A 15,002-nucleotide genomic window follows, 5' to 3' on the forward strand; every position below is an offset into this window, starting at 1 on the left:
AGAGCGGTTGCGCAGCGTTTCAGCGCTGGTCCGACTGCTCGTTGATGAGCATGAACAGGCGGAACAGCACCACGCTGGTGAACAACTGCAGGAAGCTGTAGGCACTGTCCAGCACCAGGCTCAGGATCGGGTTGTGCGGTTCGGGATAGGCGGCTTCGCTCGCCCCCTTGAGCAGCCACAGCGGGGCCATGACCGCCAGGATGCACAACAGGATGCGCAGGAAGTGCCCGCGGCTCAGGCGCAGGCTTTCCTTGATCGCCGCCAGGGGCGCCAGGCCCTTGAGCACCAGCAGGTACTCGGCGAAGGCCAGCACCACCATCAGCCACAGCCCCGGCAGGAAATACAGCGACAGCCCGAGCAGAATCAACAGCGTGCTGACCGCGGTCAGCAGCGCGAAGCGCGGCCACAGGCTCAGGGCCATGGCCCACAGATCGCGATTGCGGGGCGACAACCCGCGAGTGCGGGCATCGAGAAACAGGATCAGCGCGCCGGTGTACAAGGGATACAGCAACAGGCCCACCACCACGCTGGAGCCGGGGAAGGCCTTCTCGCCCAGGGCGCTGCTCACGCCCTGCTGCAACAGCGCCTCGAGAATCACCAGAGGCAGGCACAGTTGGGCGATACGGCCGAGATTACGCTGGAAGAAATAGAAAGAGTCGCGCAGAACATCTAACGGAGTCATTGATGGGGATCGCAGTTGACCAAGCGGTTTGACACTTTAACCGATGCAGGCCCTCCGGGAGCAAACGTAAACCTTGAGTAAAGACCATTGAAAGTCGTCGCCCCAGCCCCATAACTGGTGCGTACCGCAGCCCTGTGGGGGCGCGGACCAGATTTTTACCGGCAATCTAAAGAGGTCGCCATGAACAGCGAAGAGCAAACCCTGATCGATGGACTGTTTTCACGGTTGCAGCAAGCCGAAACGGATTCAGCCCCGCGTGATGCCCAGGCCGAGGCGCGGATCAAGGAGCATCTGACCCGCCAGCCTGCGGCCGGGTATTTCATGACCCAGGCGATCCTGGTGCAGGAGGCTGCCCTGAAAAGCCTCGACCAGCAGAACAAGCAACTGACCCAGCAAGTGCAGCAGCTGCAGGCCGAGCTGCAACAGGCCCGTTCCCAGGCCGCAGCGCCAGCTCCGGCGGCGAGCGGCGGTTTTCTGTCGAGCATCTTCGGTGGCTCCCGCGAGCCGCAGCCGGCGCCCGCGCAGGCCCCGAGCGTGGCGCCATCCTCCGGCGGAGGCTGGCGTGAGCCGTCGCGTTCGTCCTTTGGTGCACCGGCCCAGCAGGGTTTTGGCGCGCCGCAGCAGAACTATGCGCCAGCACCTGCTCCGGCCGCGGCCGGCAGCGGCTTCCTGGGAGGCGCCTTGAAAACCGCTGCCGGCGTGGCCGGCGGGGTGATGCTGGCGCAGGGCATCAGCAGCCTGTTCCACAGCAATCAGCAACCCCAGGAAATCGTCGAAGTCATCAAGGAAGAACCGGCGCCGGCCAGCGACAACAGCGGCTGGGGCAATGACGATCAGCGTCTGGCCAACAACGACGCCTGGGGCGGCAACGACCAGGGCGGCTTCAGCAACGCCGACTACGGCAGCGACGACAGCTCGTTCTTCTCCGACGACGACTCCTTCGTCTGACCCACCGTCGGTCCGGGGCAGGTGCCTGCCCCGGACCGATTATTCGCGGAACATTCCTCGTGACTGGCATACTGGGCGACTTTTTTCGGGTCTTGAGCCCCGTTCCAGCCCCCGCGCTGCTGCGCCATGAGGATTAGCGGTGAAAAAAATCGCTGTGTTCGCCGATGTCCAGAACCTCTACTACACCGTTCGCCAGGCCTATGGTTGTCACTTCAACTACGCGGCGCTGTGGGCGGATATCAGCAAGCAAGGGCAGATCGTCGAAGCCTATGCCTATGCCATCGATCGCGGTGACAGCAAGCAGCAGCAGTTTCAGCAGATCCTGCGCAACCTGGGCTTCACGGTAAAACTCAAACCCTACATTCAGCGCAGCGACGGCTCGGCCAAGGGCGACTGGGACGTGGGCATCACCATCGACATCATGGACGCCGCCGCCCAGGTCGACGAAGTGGTGTTGGCCTCCGGCGACGGCGACTTCGACCTGCTGCTCGAGCGCATCATCCACAAGCACGGGGTCAGCGCCGTGGCTTACGGCGTGCCGGGCCTGACCGCCAATTCGCTGATTCGCGCCGCCACGCGCTATGTGCCGATCGAAGGCGCCCTGCTGCTCAAGAGCTGATCATTTTTCATACGGAGCTGCACAGGTTTGGAACGTATTGCCGTCATCGACTTTGAAACCACCGGAATCTCCCCGAGCAGCAGTTGCCGGGCCACGGAAATCGCCGTGGTGATGCTTGAGCAGGGGCGCATCGTCGAGCGTTACCAGAGCCTGATGAACGCCGGGGTGCGGGTGCCGGGCTTCATCGAACAGCTGACCGGCATCAGCAACGCCATGTTGCGCAGCGCACCGTCGGCGGAGCAGGTGATGAACGAGGTCAACGAGTTCGTCGGCACCACGCCGTTGCTGGCCCACAACGCGGCGTTCGACCAGAAGTTCTGGGATTTCGAGCTGGGGCGGATCAAGCGCACCCGTTTGCAGAATTTTGCCTGTTCGCTGTTGCTGGCCCGACGCCTGATGCCGGCGGCCCCCAACCACAAGCTGGGCACCCTGACCCAGTACGCCGGCCTGCCCCACACCGGCCAGGCGCACCGGGCCATGGCCGATGCGGAAATGGCCGCCAACCTGGTGGCGCACCTGGCGGGCGAGCTGCGGCACACCCATGGCGTGCGTGAGCTGTCCCACGACTTTCTCTGCAAACTGCAGAAAGTCCCGGCGGCCAAGATCCCCGAGCACCTCAAGCGTCAGCGCAGGGGCTGAGCCCAGGCTCCGGATTCATTTGCCGTTGCTTTCCAGTTGCCCCAGGGGCACCCGCCGTTCGATGGCGCTGGACAGCACGATGGAGGTCTTGCTGAATCCGAACTGGGCCACACGGTTGATCAGCTCTTCCAGCTCCGGCATCGAGCCCACTGCCGCCTGCATGATCACGCAAGGATCGCCGGTCACCCGATGGCATTCGGTGAGCTGGGGGATCTTGATCAACTCGTCATAGTTCTTCTGGTTGCCATGCTGGGCCAGGCGCAGTTCGATCACGCATTGGATCGGCAAGCCGACCTTGGCCATGTCGACCTTGGCCTGGTAGCCGGTGATCACCCCGCTGGCCTCCAGCTTGGCGACGCGCTCGGCCACCGCCGGCGCCGAGAGGTTGACCTTGCGCGCCAGCTCGGCGTAACTCGCCCGGCCGTTTTCCAGCAGGCTGGCCAGGAGCAAGCGGTCGTATTTGTCCATGGATGGCTCCTGATCGGACCGACTTTCGAAAGCACGGTATTTAGCGCAGAACTCCATGCTTTGGAAAGTGTACTGCCCTTATAAACAGGTTTTGTAACTTAAGTTCACCAGGTCGCCTTTCTAGAATAGTGTTCCTCCTGCCTGCTCCGAGCTGCCTCCCATGCCTGGCCAAAGCCGTTTTTCCCTGCCGTTGATCGCCGCTTTCTTTGCCTTGTACGTGATCTGGGGGTCGACCTACCTGGTGATCCGCATTGGCGTCGAGTACTGGCCGCCGCTGATGCTCGGCGGCGTGCGCTTCATCATCGCCGGCAGCCTGATGTATGCCTTCCTGCGCTGGCGCGGGGTTCCGGCCCCGACCTGGGCGCAATGGAAGGCCGCCGGGATCATCGGCGTGCTGCTGCTCAGTTGCGGCAATGGTGCGGTGACGCTGGCCGAACACTCCGGGGTGACCTCCGGCGTGGCGGCCCTGGCGGTGGCCACGGTGCCGCTGTTTACCCTGCTCTGCGGCTACTTCTGGGGCGCGCGCAATACGCGCCTGGAGTGGGCCGGCATCCTCCTCGGAATGATCGGCATCGGCATGCTCAACCTGGGTTCCAACCTGCAATCCAGCCCGTTGGGGGCCGCGCTGCTGCTGTTCGCCGCGGCGGCCTGGGCCTTCGGTTCGGTGTGGAGCAAGCACCTGCCGCTGCCCCAGGGAGCCATGGCCAGCGCGGCGGAAATGCTCGTCGGTGGCGTGGTGCTGATGATCGGCAGCACCTTGAGCGGCGAGCACCTGGACGCCATGCCGCCCCTGGAAGGCTGGCTGGCCCTGGCCTACCTGGCCGGCTTCGGTTCGATCATCGCCTTCAACGCCTACATGTACCTGCTCAAGCACGTGCGGCCGGCCGCGGCCACCAGCTATGCCTACGTCAATCCGGCGGTGGCGGTGCTGCTGGGGATCGTCTTTGTCGGTGAAACCATCGGCATCGAAGAGGCCCTGGCCATGCTGGTGATCATCAGCGCGGTGGTGCTGATCGGCCTGCCCCAGTGGCGCAAGCCGAAAGCCGCGGTGCAGCAAGAGGTGGCCTGATCAGCCGGCTGGTGCCTGGCCGGCAAGGTTCTGGCGGAGAAAGTCGCCGATCAATTGCGCCGCCTGCCGGTGCAGGGCCTGGCGATCCGCGCCATCGCCATCCCGGCAGATGATCTCGTCCCCAGGCGCCTGCTCCTTGAGCAAGGCTGCGGCGTCCGGCTTGCACAGCTGCATGAAGCTGAAGTGGCTGGCATCGGCCAGGACCTGATAGCGCGAAGGCGGGGACGCCAGATGGGCGTTCAGATAGCCCGACTCTTCTTCCACCGGCATGTCCGCGATGTTCACTCCGGCCCCCAGGACCAGGATCGGTGTCTTCAGCGTCGACACACTCTCGGGGGTAAAGCCACGGGCGAACCCCAGGTCCAGCGCGACGACGGTCTTGACTCGCGGGTCCCGCAGGTCTGCGCCGAGAGGGCCTTGGTGCTCCGGGGTTATCCCCAGTTCGGGCGCCAGTCCGCACAGGCGCGGATTGGGATGCAGCCGGCATTCCTCCAGGTAGCCTTGCGGGCTGTAGCGGGCACCGGCCAGCGCGGTGACGGTCCAGCCGCCCAGGGAGTGGCCGATGGCGGCGATGCGCTGCGGGTCGACCGTGCCGGCCAGGCTGTTGTCGCGGCTGAGCTCGTCGATGACCCGGCTCAGGTCGCGCGGGCGTTCCCAGAGCTTCGCGGCTTCTGCCGGGCGCTGGTCGAATGTGCTGGTGCCCGGGTGATCGGGGGCCGCGACTATATAGCCCTGGTCGACCAGCTCGGGTACCAGCCAGCTGAGGTTGCGCCAGTTGCCGCGGTAGCCGTGGGACAGCACCACCAACGGGTGTGCGCTGCTGCTGGGCGGGGCATCCTGGATCGTGGTCAGGCCCTGGAAAATCCGGTTATCGGCCGAGGTCAGGGCGGGGGAGGAGGCCGTGGTGGGGTACCAGAGGGCGACATGCAGGGGGCGCTGCTGACTGGCGTCCGCCAGCGTCACTTCACGAAAGCCGATGAGTTCGGCGGCCTGCACCTGGGACAGACACAGGGAAAGGCCCGCTAGCATCCATGCGGACAGGGCAGATTTGCGCATTCGGATCTCCATTGGCAAAGCATCGGTGTTCTGCCAGTGGGGGCGCGCCTTGGAGGAGTCGACGGCGTTCAGCGGCAGAGGGCGGACGACGACTGATGGCAGTCGCCGCCCATCCTTTTACCTGAAGTGGCCGGGAAAGGGTGACCGGATTGCGGAGCAAGCGGTCACGCCTCTGGCATCAGTTACAGGCGCCGGCGTCGCGCCAGACCTTGCCACTGCCTTCGCCACCGACAGTGGCAGCAGACGGCTCGTTGCCTTTGGTCCACCAGCGGGCGATGTAGTAGCGGCCGTTGTGGCTGACCTTGTCGTTGGCCAGGTAGGTGCCTTGACGGCTCCAGGCGCCCAGGCAACCGGCTGGCGTTTCCACGCTGTCGGCCAGCACGGTCACGCTATGGTCGCGGCTGACCGTATGGCTGCCGTTGCCCAGGTTCAGGGTGAAGCGGTAGCTGATGTCCTTGTCGCTCTTGGGCGCGACAAAGATCAGTTTCGACCCCGAGGCCTGGAAGGCGACGCTGGGCGTCACGGTCCATTGGTAGCTCAGCGCCAGGCCGGCCGGATCGCTGGAGCCGGCGGCGTCCAGGGTCACTGTTTCACCGCCCTTGGCCTGGCTGACGCCGGCGATGCTCGCCAGCGGCGGCTTGACCGGCGCCGGCTTCTCGGCCAGCACCTTGACCTGATGCACTCGGGTAGCGCTGTGCTTGCCGTTGTTCACTGTCAGGCTGACGTTGTAGATCACGTCCTGGGCAGCCCTCGGGGCGACGAACTTCATCAGGTCGCCAGCGGCTTCAAAGGCGACGCTGGGGCTGATGCTCCAGCTGTAGCTGAGCTTCAGGCCCGCCGGGTCGCTGGACCCGCTGGCGTTGAGGTAGACCGTTTCGCCCGGCTTGGCCTGGCTGGTACCGCCGATCACGGCTACCGGCGGTTTGACTTCCTCCACCGGTGGCTCGACCGGTTTCTCACCCTCGCTCTGGCACGGGCCCAGGTCCCGCCAGACCTTGCCGGCGCCGTCCGGGCCGGTGGTGCTGGCCAGGCCCGGCTCGGCGCCCGATGTCCACCAGCGAGCCTGGTACTGACGACCTTTCCACTGCACCACATCGTTGCCGACGTAAGTGCCCCTGAGCGTCCATTCCGGTTTGCAACTGGCGGTGCCGGCCTTGCCCTTGATCAGCATCTCGTGGGTCCGGGTGCTGCTCTGCTTGCCGTTGCTCAGGGTCAGGGTGAAACGGTAGCGGGTGTCTTCCTGTAGTTCCGGCGCGGTGAAGCTGATGCGCGCGCCGTCGTAGTCGAAGTCCAGGCGCGGCGAGGCTTCCCAGGCGAAGCTCAGGGCATTGCCCTGGGGATCGCTGGAGGCCGAGGCATCGAGGACGATCCTGTCCCCGGCGTTGGCTTCGGTCTTGCCGCTGATCACCGCCACCGGAGGTTCACCGGCATTCACCGGCTTGAGGGACGCGGCCTTGACCTCGTTGTCGGCGCTGAATTCGCCGTCGGCCAGCAGGGTCCAGGCGCCGTTGGCACTGCTGCTGCCATAGACCTGATAGCCCTTGATGTTGCCGCTCAGGCCGGCGTCCTGGCGCGGCAGGTAGTGCAGTTGCGAGAAGCGGCTGTCGGCCCCCAGGTCGATCAGTATTTCATGGGGGTAGCGCGCCCCCGCCGCCGTGCTCCAGTAGGAGTTGGGGTTGCCGTCGATGGCGTGGTTGCCGACCGCTGCGCCAGGCACCGCGCTGCTGGTGGACACAACCTTCCAGCTCTCGCGGGGCAGGGCCTTGCCCTTGGCATCCACCAGCAGCAGTTCGGCGACGCTGGCGTTGTCCTTGCCGTCCACCGCGGAGGTGGCGACGAATTTCAGGTAGCGGCCCTGGGCCGTGTCCTGGGTCAGACCATAGGCGTGGCCTTCAAGCACCTGGTCATGAGTGGCCCGGTTGTCGGTGTTGACCGCCAGGTACCAGCGTCCCGGCTGCGGGTCGTTCACCCCCAGGGACACGTTGTGGCTGCGTGCCGAGCGGTAGTCGTAGCTTGAGCCGCTGGGCTGGGCGCCGCGCTTGAGCAGCAACTGGATCTGGCCGGCCTTCTCGGTGAGTTCGCCGTCCACCACGGTGAATACCAGGCGCCGGGTGCCTTCGGGCACATCCACCGGGAAGTAGCGGGTCTGGCCGCTGGCCAGGCTGACTTTCTGGTTGAGGATCGAGGTGCTTTGCTCCTGTTCGAGCGGGACCACGGAAGGGCTGTAGGCCGACATCAGCGCCGCGTTTTCCCGCCAGACCCGGGCCATGTTGGCGGTTGTCGCGTTGCCCAGCGGCACGCCGCGGCTGTCCTTGACGTCCGGGTTGGAGAAATAGCCCACATGGTTGCCGCAGAGGATAGTGCCGACCCGACCGTTGTTGTAACCGAAGCGGTAGTGGCTGCCATCGGAGCAGTGGCTACCGCCGATGTTGTGGGCCAGTTCGTGACGGAACACGGTGGACGATTTGATGGAGTTGATGGTGTAGCGCCCGGGTAGCTGGCCCCAACCCACAGCGGTGTTCTCCCCGGGGATGCCAACGACGAAGCTGGCGACCACGTCCGGGCTGTAGCGGCGCATGCCTTCGGCGAAGACGTTGCGCACCTGATTCACGTTGGGGCTGGTGATGGCGACATCCTTTGGCACAACTTGAGTGCCCACCAGGCGCAGGCGCACGCCCTGCACCTTGGACTGTTGCAAGGCGCGGTTGACCGAGGCCACCTGGACCAGGGCGTAGGCTTCGTGGTCACCGATATAGTCGGCGGCGGCCTGGGAGAACCCGGCCAGCAGGTCGATCACGGTTTCGCCCTGGACGTTGCGGTCGACCTGGAAACTGCGCAGGCCGCTGCGTGATTCCTTCTGGGCTGGCGGCTCGCTGCCGTCATTGGCGATGTAGTCGACGCTCGACGGGTCAAAGGCCGCCCCGGGGTCGAGGTGGATCAACGACTGCTGGCCGTTGGCGTCGCCGCGAATGATCGCATTGGCGTCCGGCAACAGGGCGAGAAAGCTGCCGTCGGGACGCGCGGCGAGGGTCATCTCTCCGGGGGCGCTGAGGGTGCGGGCACGTCCTTCCAGCTGGCCGGTCATGACCCGCAGGTCCTTGAAGGTATCGTCCTGTTGCGGGACCAGGCTGCGGATGCGCATCCCGGTGACCTGTTGCAACTGTTCGGTACCGGTTTCGACCGCGCTGAATGGCATGGCCCTGGCACCGGGCATCGGCAGGTTGATGAAGTGACCCTGGATCACCGTCGCGCCCTGAGTCGCATCGGGAGTGGGCTGGCCGACATCGGCCTGCACCATGCCCAGGGGCAAGAGCAGGGCGGCGCCCAGGCTGGCGCCCCAAAGGCGGGTAGCGCGGGACAAGGCAGTCAATCTGAAGCTCGACATAACTATTCCTGGAGAGTCTCGGCGCGGTGCGAAACCTGGCGAACAGGACCGCTAAAGCGTCCGCGCTGAGAAGGTGGATAAGGAGTTGTGCCGGCGGAGGGCATCATAGGCAGGGGCGCTCCGGGCGTACATCGAACAGGGGGCTTTTCGTACCGGTCCTAGGCGCCCGGGTGGGGCGCTGCTGGGGGCGGGGCGCCAATCGTCCTGGGCGGCCAAGCACTGACATGCAGCGCGCTGCAGGGGCCTCGGCGAGGTCACGCAGACGGCAGCCGACAAGGGCCGCCGTCTGCGCGGGGGGAGGGGGCTGGTTGCCGGGGGCGTGAAGCCCCCGGTGAAAGTCAGTGACAGGGCCCGAGGTCGCTCCAGACCTTGCCGCTGAAGTCCGGCCCGGTGAACGCCGGGTTGCCCGGCTCCTGGCCTTGGGTCCACCAGCGGGCGAGGAAGAAGCGCCCGTTGTGGCTGACTTTCTGACCGCCCAGGTAGGCCGTGCTGCGATTCCAGGCACTTGTGCAGCCGGGCGCCGTTTGCGGCGGGGCGAGGACCGTGACGCTGTGCTCGGCGGTGGTGGTTTTCTGGCCGTTGTCCACGCTCAAGGTGAAGCGATAGCGGGTGTCCTGCTTGAGCCGCGGCGCGCTGAAGCTGATGCGCGCGCCGTCAAGCTCGAAGTCCAGTGCCGGCGTGACATGCCAGGCAAAGCTCAAGGCTCGGCCTTGCGGGTCGCTGGAGCCCGAGGCATCCAGTTGCACCCGTTCATCGGCGTTGGCCTGGCTGCGACCGCTGATCACGGCGACAGGTGGCTGGATGGCCGCGACCGGCTTGAGGGCAACGGACTTGACCTCGTTGTCGGCACTGAACTCGCCTTTGGCCAGCAGCGCCCAGGCGCTGGTCGGGCTGTCGCCGCCATACACTTCGTAGCCCTTGATGTTGCCGGCGGCATCGTTGTTTTGCCGCGGCAGGTAGTTCAAGGAGGAGAAGCCCCGCTCTGCTCCGAGGTCGATGATGATCTCGTGGGGATAGCGGGCGCTGCCCGAACTCCAGTACGAGCTCGGTTTGCCATCGACGAACCACAGGCTGTTGTCGATGCCGGAAGTCTTGCCGTTGACCGAGTGGACGCGCCAGCCGCTTCTTGGCAGCGGCTTGCCCTTGGCGTCGGCCAGCAGCAGTTCGGCGATGCTGGCGACGTTGCTGCCGTTGATCGACGACGTGGCGACAAAGCGCAGGTAGCGAGCCTGGCTGGTTTCCCGGGTCTTGGCGAAGACATGGCCTTCAAGCAACTGGTCGCTGGCGCTCTTGTTCTTCTCGGCTCGTACCCCGACGTACCAGCGTCCGGGCTTGGGATGATTGACCCCCAGGGCGACGCCATGGTTTTCCAGGGTGCGGTAGTCATAGTCGCTGACGCTGGGGCGGGCGCCGTGCTTGAGCAGCAGTTGCACCTTGCCCGCACGTTCATGGCGCGGGCCGTGGTTGATCGACAACGCCAGGCGCTCGGTGCCCTCGGGAATGTCCAGGGCCTCGTAGTGGATCGCGTCCCGTCGCAGGTCGATGGATTTGCTCAGCAGCGGTTGGGCTTCCTCGTGATCCATGGGAATCACCGCCGGGCTGTAGGCGGACATGCGCTGGGCACCTTCACGCCACAGGCGGGCCATGTTGGCGGTGCCCAGCTGGCCCAGGGGTACGCCCAGGTTGTCCCTGACATCCGGGTTGGAGTAGTAGCCCACGTGGTTGCCACACAGGATCGTGCCCACCCGGCCGTTGTGGTAGCCGAAACGGTCGCTGCTGCCGTCCGAGCAATGGTCGCCGCCGATGTTGTGCCCCACCTCATGGCGGAAGGTGGTGGGGGACTTGATGTTGTTGATCGAGTAGCGGCCGTTGATATTGCCCCAGCCGAGCATGGTGTCGACCCCCGGGGTGCCGACGAAGAACCCGGTCACCAGGTCGGGGCTGTATTGCCGCATGCCCTCGGCGAACAGGGTGCTGACCTTGCGCATGGTGCCGTCGGGGCCGGAGGTGATCGGGTGATCCTCGGCAATCACCTGGGTGCCCACCAGGCGCAGGCGCACCCCGTCGATCAGTGACTGGCGCAGGGCATGGTTGACCGAGGCGACCTGGGCCAGGGCGTAGGCTTCGTGGTCGCCGATGTAGTCGGCGGCGGCCTGGGAGAAACCGGCCAGCAGATCGATGACGGTTTCGCCCTGGGCGTTGCGGTCGATCTGCAGGCTGCGCTGGCCGTCACGGGTTTGCAGCAGGTTGGGCACTGGCGGTTCGGCGGGCTTTTCGTAGTCGATGTTGCCGGGAGCGTGCGAGTGTCCTGTCTCGGCCGGGATCAGCGTCTGCCGACCATCGGCATCACCGCGAATGGTGGCGTTGGGCAGCAGGGCGATGAAGCTGCCATCGCTGCGCGTTGTGACCACGACGTTGCTTTCGTTGTACGCCAGGCGGCTGGGGCCCTGGGCCCGGCCCACCAGGACCTTGATGTCCTTGAAGCGATCGTCCTGGTCCAGGCGCAGGGCGCCGATGCTCAGGCCGGTGGCCTGGGTCAGGCGCTGGGTACTGGCGGCCGGTGCATTGCGCAGCCGGGGATCGGGGTTCAAGGCCTGGATGTCGATGAACGGGCCGCTGATCGCCGCGGCGCTGTCAGCGGCAGGTGTGACGGGGGATGTCTCGTGGGCCAGGACCGGATTGGCCAGGGGCATGAGCAGGACGGCACCCAGGCCGGCTGCGCGGATGGCATCGGCCAGGGAAAGGGAAGGCAATGTGCGATGAGGCATGACCACTCCGGGAAAGGCACAGCGCAGCGCGAAACCTGTATTGGGAATCGTTGAGTGACGGGCGCTGATGGGATGGATTCGGGAGGTTTGCCGGCGCGGTGAATGTTATGAATCGACCTGTTGCTTGTACATGTCCGCCAGGCCTTTTCGGTCATGTACGAGGCGGTGGATGGCCGGCGATGCCAAGCGGCGGTCGGGAAAGCAAGCGCGCAAAAGTGCGGTAAACTGCCGGCCATTGCCTCTTCTGTGCTGACTTTTTCCTACGGTACCCCCAATGACATTCGCCACTCTTGGCCTGATCGAACCCTTGCTGCGCGCCCTTGAAACCCTCGGCTACCAGACCCCGACCCCGGTACAGGCACAAGCCATTCCGGCGGTCCTGGGCGGGCGTGATCTGATGGCCGCGGCCCAGACCGGCACCGGCAAGACCGCCGGTTTCGCCTTGCCGCTGCTGCAGTTGCTGACCATGGAAGGGCCGAAGGTCGACAGCAATTCGGTGCGTGCGCTGATCCTGGTGCCGACCCGGGAGCTGGCCGAACAGGTTCACGAAAGCGTGCGCCAGTACGCCGAGCACCTGCCGCTGCGCACTTATGCGGTGTACGGCGGGGTCAGCATCAACCCGCAGATGATGAAGCTGCGCAAAGGCGTGGACCTGCTGGTGGCGACTCCGGGGCGTCTGCTGGACCTGTACCGGCAGAACGCGGTGAAGTTCAGCCAGCTGCAGACCCTGGTGCTGGACGAAGCCGACCGCATGCTCGACCTGGGCTTCTCCGAGGAGCTCAAGGACATCTACGCGGCGTTGCCGAAAAAGCGCCAGACCCTGCTGTTTTCCGCGACCTTCTCCGACGCCATCCGCCTGCTGGCCGGGCAGATGCTCAAGGACCCGTTGAGCATCGAGGTCAGCCCGCGCAACGTGGCCGCCAACACGGTCAAGCAATGGGTGGTGCCGGTGGACAAGAAGCGCAAGCCGGAGCTGTTCAGCCATCTGCTGCGCAAGAACCGCTGGAAGCAGGTGCTGGTGTTCGCCAAGACCCGCAACGGCGTGGACGCCCTGGTGGAGAAGCTGCAGGGCCAGGGCGTGAACGCCGACGGCATCCACGGTGACAAGCCCCAGGCCACGCGCCAGCGCGCCCTGGACCGGTTCAAGGCCAGCGAGATCCAGATCCTGGTGGCCACCGACGTGGCGGCCCGTGGCCTGGACATCGAAGACCTGCCGCTGGTGGTCAACTTCGACCTGCCGATCGTCGCCGAGGACTACATCCACCGCATCGGTCGTACCGGCCGTGCCGGCTCCACCGGCGAGGCGATCTCCCTGGTGTGCGCCGATGAAGTCAACCTGCTGTCGGCGATCGAGATGCTCACTCGCCAGACCTTGAAGCGCCATGAAGAGCAGGATTTCGAGCCCGAGCACCGGGTGCCGGAAACCGACGCCAGCGGTCAGGTGGTGAAAAAACCGAAAAAGCCCAAGAAACCGAAAACGTCCGGCGGTGGCGGCAAGCGCAACCTGGGCAAGTGGGTGGACAGTGGCGAAGTGGCCGAAGCCCCGGCGGTGAAACCGGTGCGCAAGGTCCCAGCGTTCAACACTGGGCCGCGCAAGCGCAAACCTTGAAAGCAGCTACAAGCTGCAAGTTGTAAGCGGCAAGTTCAGGTGAGCTTGCCGCTTGTAGCTTATGGCTTGCCGCTGCTGTTCAGCCATTCGAGCATCCCCAGCCCGGCCCGCCGTCCGCTGGCAAAGCAGGCGGTCAGCAGGTAACCGCCGGTGGGGGCTTCCCAGTCGAGCATTTCCCCGGCGCAGAACACCCCCGGGATTGGCGCCAGCATCAGCCGTTCATCCAGCGCTTGGAAGGTGACGCCGCCGGCGCTGCTGATGGCTTCGTCCAGTGGCCGCGGGCGCACCAGGGTCAAGGGCAGCGCCTTGATCGCCGCCGCCAGGCGTGCCGGATCGTTGAAGGTGTCGGCGCCCGTCAGCTCCCGCAGCAACCCGGCCTTGACCCCCTCGATCCCCAACTGACTCTGCAGGTGCTTGGCCATGGAGCGCGAGCCACGCGGCTTGGCCAGGGCCGCCTGCACCTTGTCCCGAGGCTTGCCCGGCAGCAGGTCGATATGAACGGTCGCTTGCCCGTGCCGGACGATGCTGTCGCGGATCGCTGCCGACAGGGCATAGATCAGGCTGCCTTCGATGCCGCTGGCGGTGATCACGCATTCACCCAGCCGAGGGATGTCGTCATTGAGGCCGATGGCCACGTTCTTCAGCGGCGCCCCGGCGAATTTGCTGCGCAGCAGCTCGCTCCAGGCACTGACCTCGAACCCGCAATTGCTCGGTTGCAAGGGCGCCACCTGCACGCCGCGCTGTTGCAGCAGCGGCAGCCACGCACCGTCTGAACCCAGGCGCGACCAACTGCCTCCACCCAACGCCAGCAGGGTGGCATCGGCCTTTACCGCGAGCTCGCCGTCGGGGTGCTGGATACGCAGGCTGCCGTCGGCATTCCAGCCCAGCCAGCGGTGGCGGGTGTGGATAACCACCCCGGCGTCGCGCAGGCGCTTGAGCCAGGCGCGCAGCAGTGGCGCGGCCTTCATGTCGGTGGGAAACACCCGCCCGGAGCTGCCGACGAAGGTGTCGATGCCCAGGCCGTGAATCCACTGGCACAAGGCCTCGGCGCCGAATTCGCGCAGCAGCGGGGCGATGTACGGCGCCCGCTCGGCATAGCGCGAGAGGAAGGCCGGGTAGGCTTCGGAGTGGGTGATGTTCATGCCACCGACCCCGGCCAGGAGGAACTTTCGGCCCACCGATGGCATGCCGTCGTACAGATCGACCCGAACGCCGGCCTGGCTCAGTACCTCGGCCGCCATCAGGCCGGCGGGGCCGCCGCCGATGATTGCGACGTGGTGGGGCGTGGAAGAGTGCGATGCAGTCATGGCAGAGGCGGGGCTGAGGAAATAGGCCGGGCATTCTACCCGAGGTGCAGGGGGCTTGCTGGACCGATGCAGCCTGGTCAAAAACTGAGCATCGGGCTGGATGCCTTGTGTGCCGTGGGCTGGCGCGACTTTCGCGCAGGTTGTCCACAGGCAGCTCCACAGGGATTGGGGGTAAGCGGCCCACACCTGGATGACACCCTGATGAAACTGATCAAAAACTAGTCGATTGTCTGCAGGCCTTGCGCCGCGTGGGCTGTGGCGACTTTCACGCAGGTTGTCCACAGGCGGTTCCACAGCGATTGGGGGTAAGCGCTAGGGCGTCGCCGAACGCCAGATGCCGCTGATCAAAAAACAGGCACCGTGCTGCAAGCCTTGTCGATAGAGGGCTGCAGCGTGTTTCGCGCAGCTTATCCACAGGCGGCTCCACAGGGATTGGGGGTAAGCGACCCACA

11 protein-coding genes are annotated in these 15,002 nt (G+C 65.5%); 5 read left to right on the top strand and 6 right to left on the bottom strand.

Annotated elements, in window-relative coordinates:
• Positions 1–19: 19 nt before the first annotated feature.
• On the bottom strand, positions 20–682 hold the full coding sequence (locus tag L1O02_RS04080) for a YciC family protein (protein WP_108546176.1): 663 nt from the start codon (positions 680–682) through the stop codon (positions 20–22).
• A gap of 180 nt (positions 683–862) precedes the next feature.
• On the opposite strand from L1O02_RS04080, the gene L1O02_RS04085 reads away from it, so the two are divergent.
• From L1O02_RS04085 to L1O02_RS04095, 3 genes are all read left to right on the top strand, one after another.
• Positions 863–1,630, top strand: a complete 768-nt coding sequence (locus L1O02_RS04085) for a DUF2076 domain-containing protein (RefSeq protein WP_108546177.1) — start codon at positions 863–865, stop codon at positions 1,628–1,630.
• Positions 1,631–1,769: 139 nt separating this feature from the next.
• On the top strand, positions 1,770–2,249 hold the full coding sequence (locus L1O02_RS04090; RefSeq protein ID WP_060841231.1) for an NYN domain-containing protein: 480 nt from the start codon (positions 1,770–1,772) through the stop codon (positions 2,247–2,249).
• A gap of 27 nt (positions 2,250–2,276) precedes the next feature.
• Entirely contained in the window at positions 2,277–2,888 is a 612-nt protein-coding gene (locus L1O02_RS04095; RefSeq protein ID WP_108546178.1) for a 3'-5' exonuclease, read from the top strand.
• 15 nt (positions 2,889–2,903) lie between these two features.
• On the opposite strand, the gene L1O02_RS04100 is transcribed toward L1O02_RS04095, so the two are convergent.
• A complete protein-coding gene (locus tag L1O02_RS04100) occupies positions 2,904–3,356 on the bottom strand; it encodes an Lrp/AsnC family transcriptional regulator (RefSeq protein WP_060841229.1) in 453 nt (150 codons plus the stop codon).
• 160 nt (positions 3,357–3,516) lie between these two features.
• Here L1O02_RS04100 and yedA point away from each other — a divergent pair, with 160 nt between their 5' ends.
• Positions 3,517–4,425 carry a drug/metabolite exporter YedA gene (gene yedA, locus L1O02_RS04105; protein WP_060841228.1) on the top strand — a complete coding sequence of 303 codons (909 nt, stop codon included), beginning with the start codon at positions 3,517–3,519 and terminating at the stop codon, positions 4,423–4,425.
• On the opposite strand, the gene L1O02_RS04110 is transcribed toward yedA, so the two are convergent.
• The 3 genes from L1O02_RS04110 to L1O02_RS04120 all read right to left on the bottom strand — a co-directional run bounded on the left by L1O02_RS04110 (position 4,426) and on the right by L1O02_RS04120 (position 11,634).
• Positions 4,426–5,481, bottom strand: coding sequence for an alpha/beta fold hydrolase (locus tag L1O02_RS04110; protein ID WP_235759580.1), 1,056 nt, complete (start codon positions 5,479–5,481; stop codon positions 4,426–4,428).
• A gap of 178 nt (positions 5,482–5,659) precedes the next feature.
• The gene (locus tag L1O02_RS04115) at positions 5,660–8,866 is read right to left on the bottom strand and encodes a discoidin domain-containing protein (protein WP_235759582.1); all 3,207 of its coding nucleotides are present in this window, start codon (positions 8,864–8,866) and stop codon (positions 5,660–5,662) included.
• Positions 8,867–9,204: 338 nt separating this feature from the next.
• Positions 9,205–11,634 (bottom strand): discoidin domain-containing protein, encoded by a 2,430-nt coding sequence (locus L1O02_RS04120; RefSeq protein WP_235759584.1) that lies wholly within the window; start codon positions 11,632–11,634, stop codon positions 9,205–9,207.
• Positions 11,635–11,908: 274 nt separating this feature from the next.
• Here L1O02_RS04120 and L1O02_RS04125 point away from each other — a divergent pair, with 274 nt between their 5' ends.
• On the top strand, positions 11,909–13,243 hold the full coding sequence (locus L1O02_RS04125) for a DEAD/DEAH box helicase (RefSeq protein ID WP_108546181.1): 1,335 nt from the start codon (positions 11,909–11,911) through the stop codon (positions 13,241–13,243).
• 59 nt (positions 13,244–13,302) lie between these two features.
• Here the strand turns inward: L1O02_RS04125 and L1O02_RS04130 are convergent, their stop codons facing one another.
• Positions 13,303–14,550, bottom strand: a complete 1,248-nt coding sequence (locus L1O02_RS04130) for a TIGR03862 family flavoprotein (protein ID WP_108546182.1) — start codon at positions 14,548–14,550, stop codon at positions 13,303–13,305.
• Between the last annotated feature and the right edge of the window lie 452 nt (positions 14,551–15,002).

Origin of the sequence: Pseudomonas sp. BC42 (assembly GCF_021560055.1) — a bacterium.
Taxonomy (GTDB): Bacteria; Pseudomonadota; Gammaproteobacteria; order Pseudomonadales; family Pseudomonadaceae; genus Aquipseudomonas.

Bases quoted from the DNA above. Each gene is read 5' to 3' on its own strand.
- L1O02_RS04080 (WP_108546176.1), bottom strand. From the start codon at position 682: ATGACTCCGTTAGATGTTCTGCGCGACTCTTTCTATTTCTTCCAGCGT.
- L1O02_RS04085 (WP_108546177.1), top strand. From the start codon at position 863: ATGAACAGCGAAGAGCAAACCCTGATCGATGGACTGTTTTCACGGTTG.
- L1O02_RS04100 (WP_060841229.1), bottom strand. From the start codon at position 3,356: ATGGACAAATACGACCGCTTGCTCCTGGCCAGCCTGCTGGAAAACGGC.
- yedA (WP_060841228.1), top strand. From the start codon at position 3,517: ATGCCTGGCCAAAGCCGTTTTTCCCTGCCGTTGATCGCCGCTTTCTTT.
- L1O02_RS04110 (WP_235759580.1), bottom strand. From the start codon at position 5,481: ATGCGCAAATCTGCCCTGTCCGCATGGATGCTAGCGGGCCTTTCCCTG.
- L1O02_RS04115 (WP_235759582.1), bottom strand. From the start codon at position 8,866: ATGTCGAGCTTCAGATTGACTGCCTTGTCCCGCGCTACCCGCCTTTGG.
- L1O02_RS04120 (WP_235759584.1), bottom strand. From the start codon at position 11,634: ATGCCTCATCGCACATTGCCTTCCCTTTCCCTGGCCGATGCCATCCGC.
- L1O02_RS04125 (WP_108546181.1), top strand. From the start codon at position 11,909: ATGACATTCGCCACTCTTGGCCTGATCGAACCCTTGCTGCGCGCCCTT.
- L1O02_RS04130 (WP_108546182.1), bottom strand. From the start codon at position 14,550: ATGACTGCATCGCACTCTTCCACGCCCCACCACGTCGCAATCATCGGC.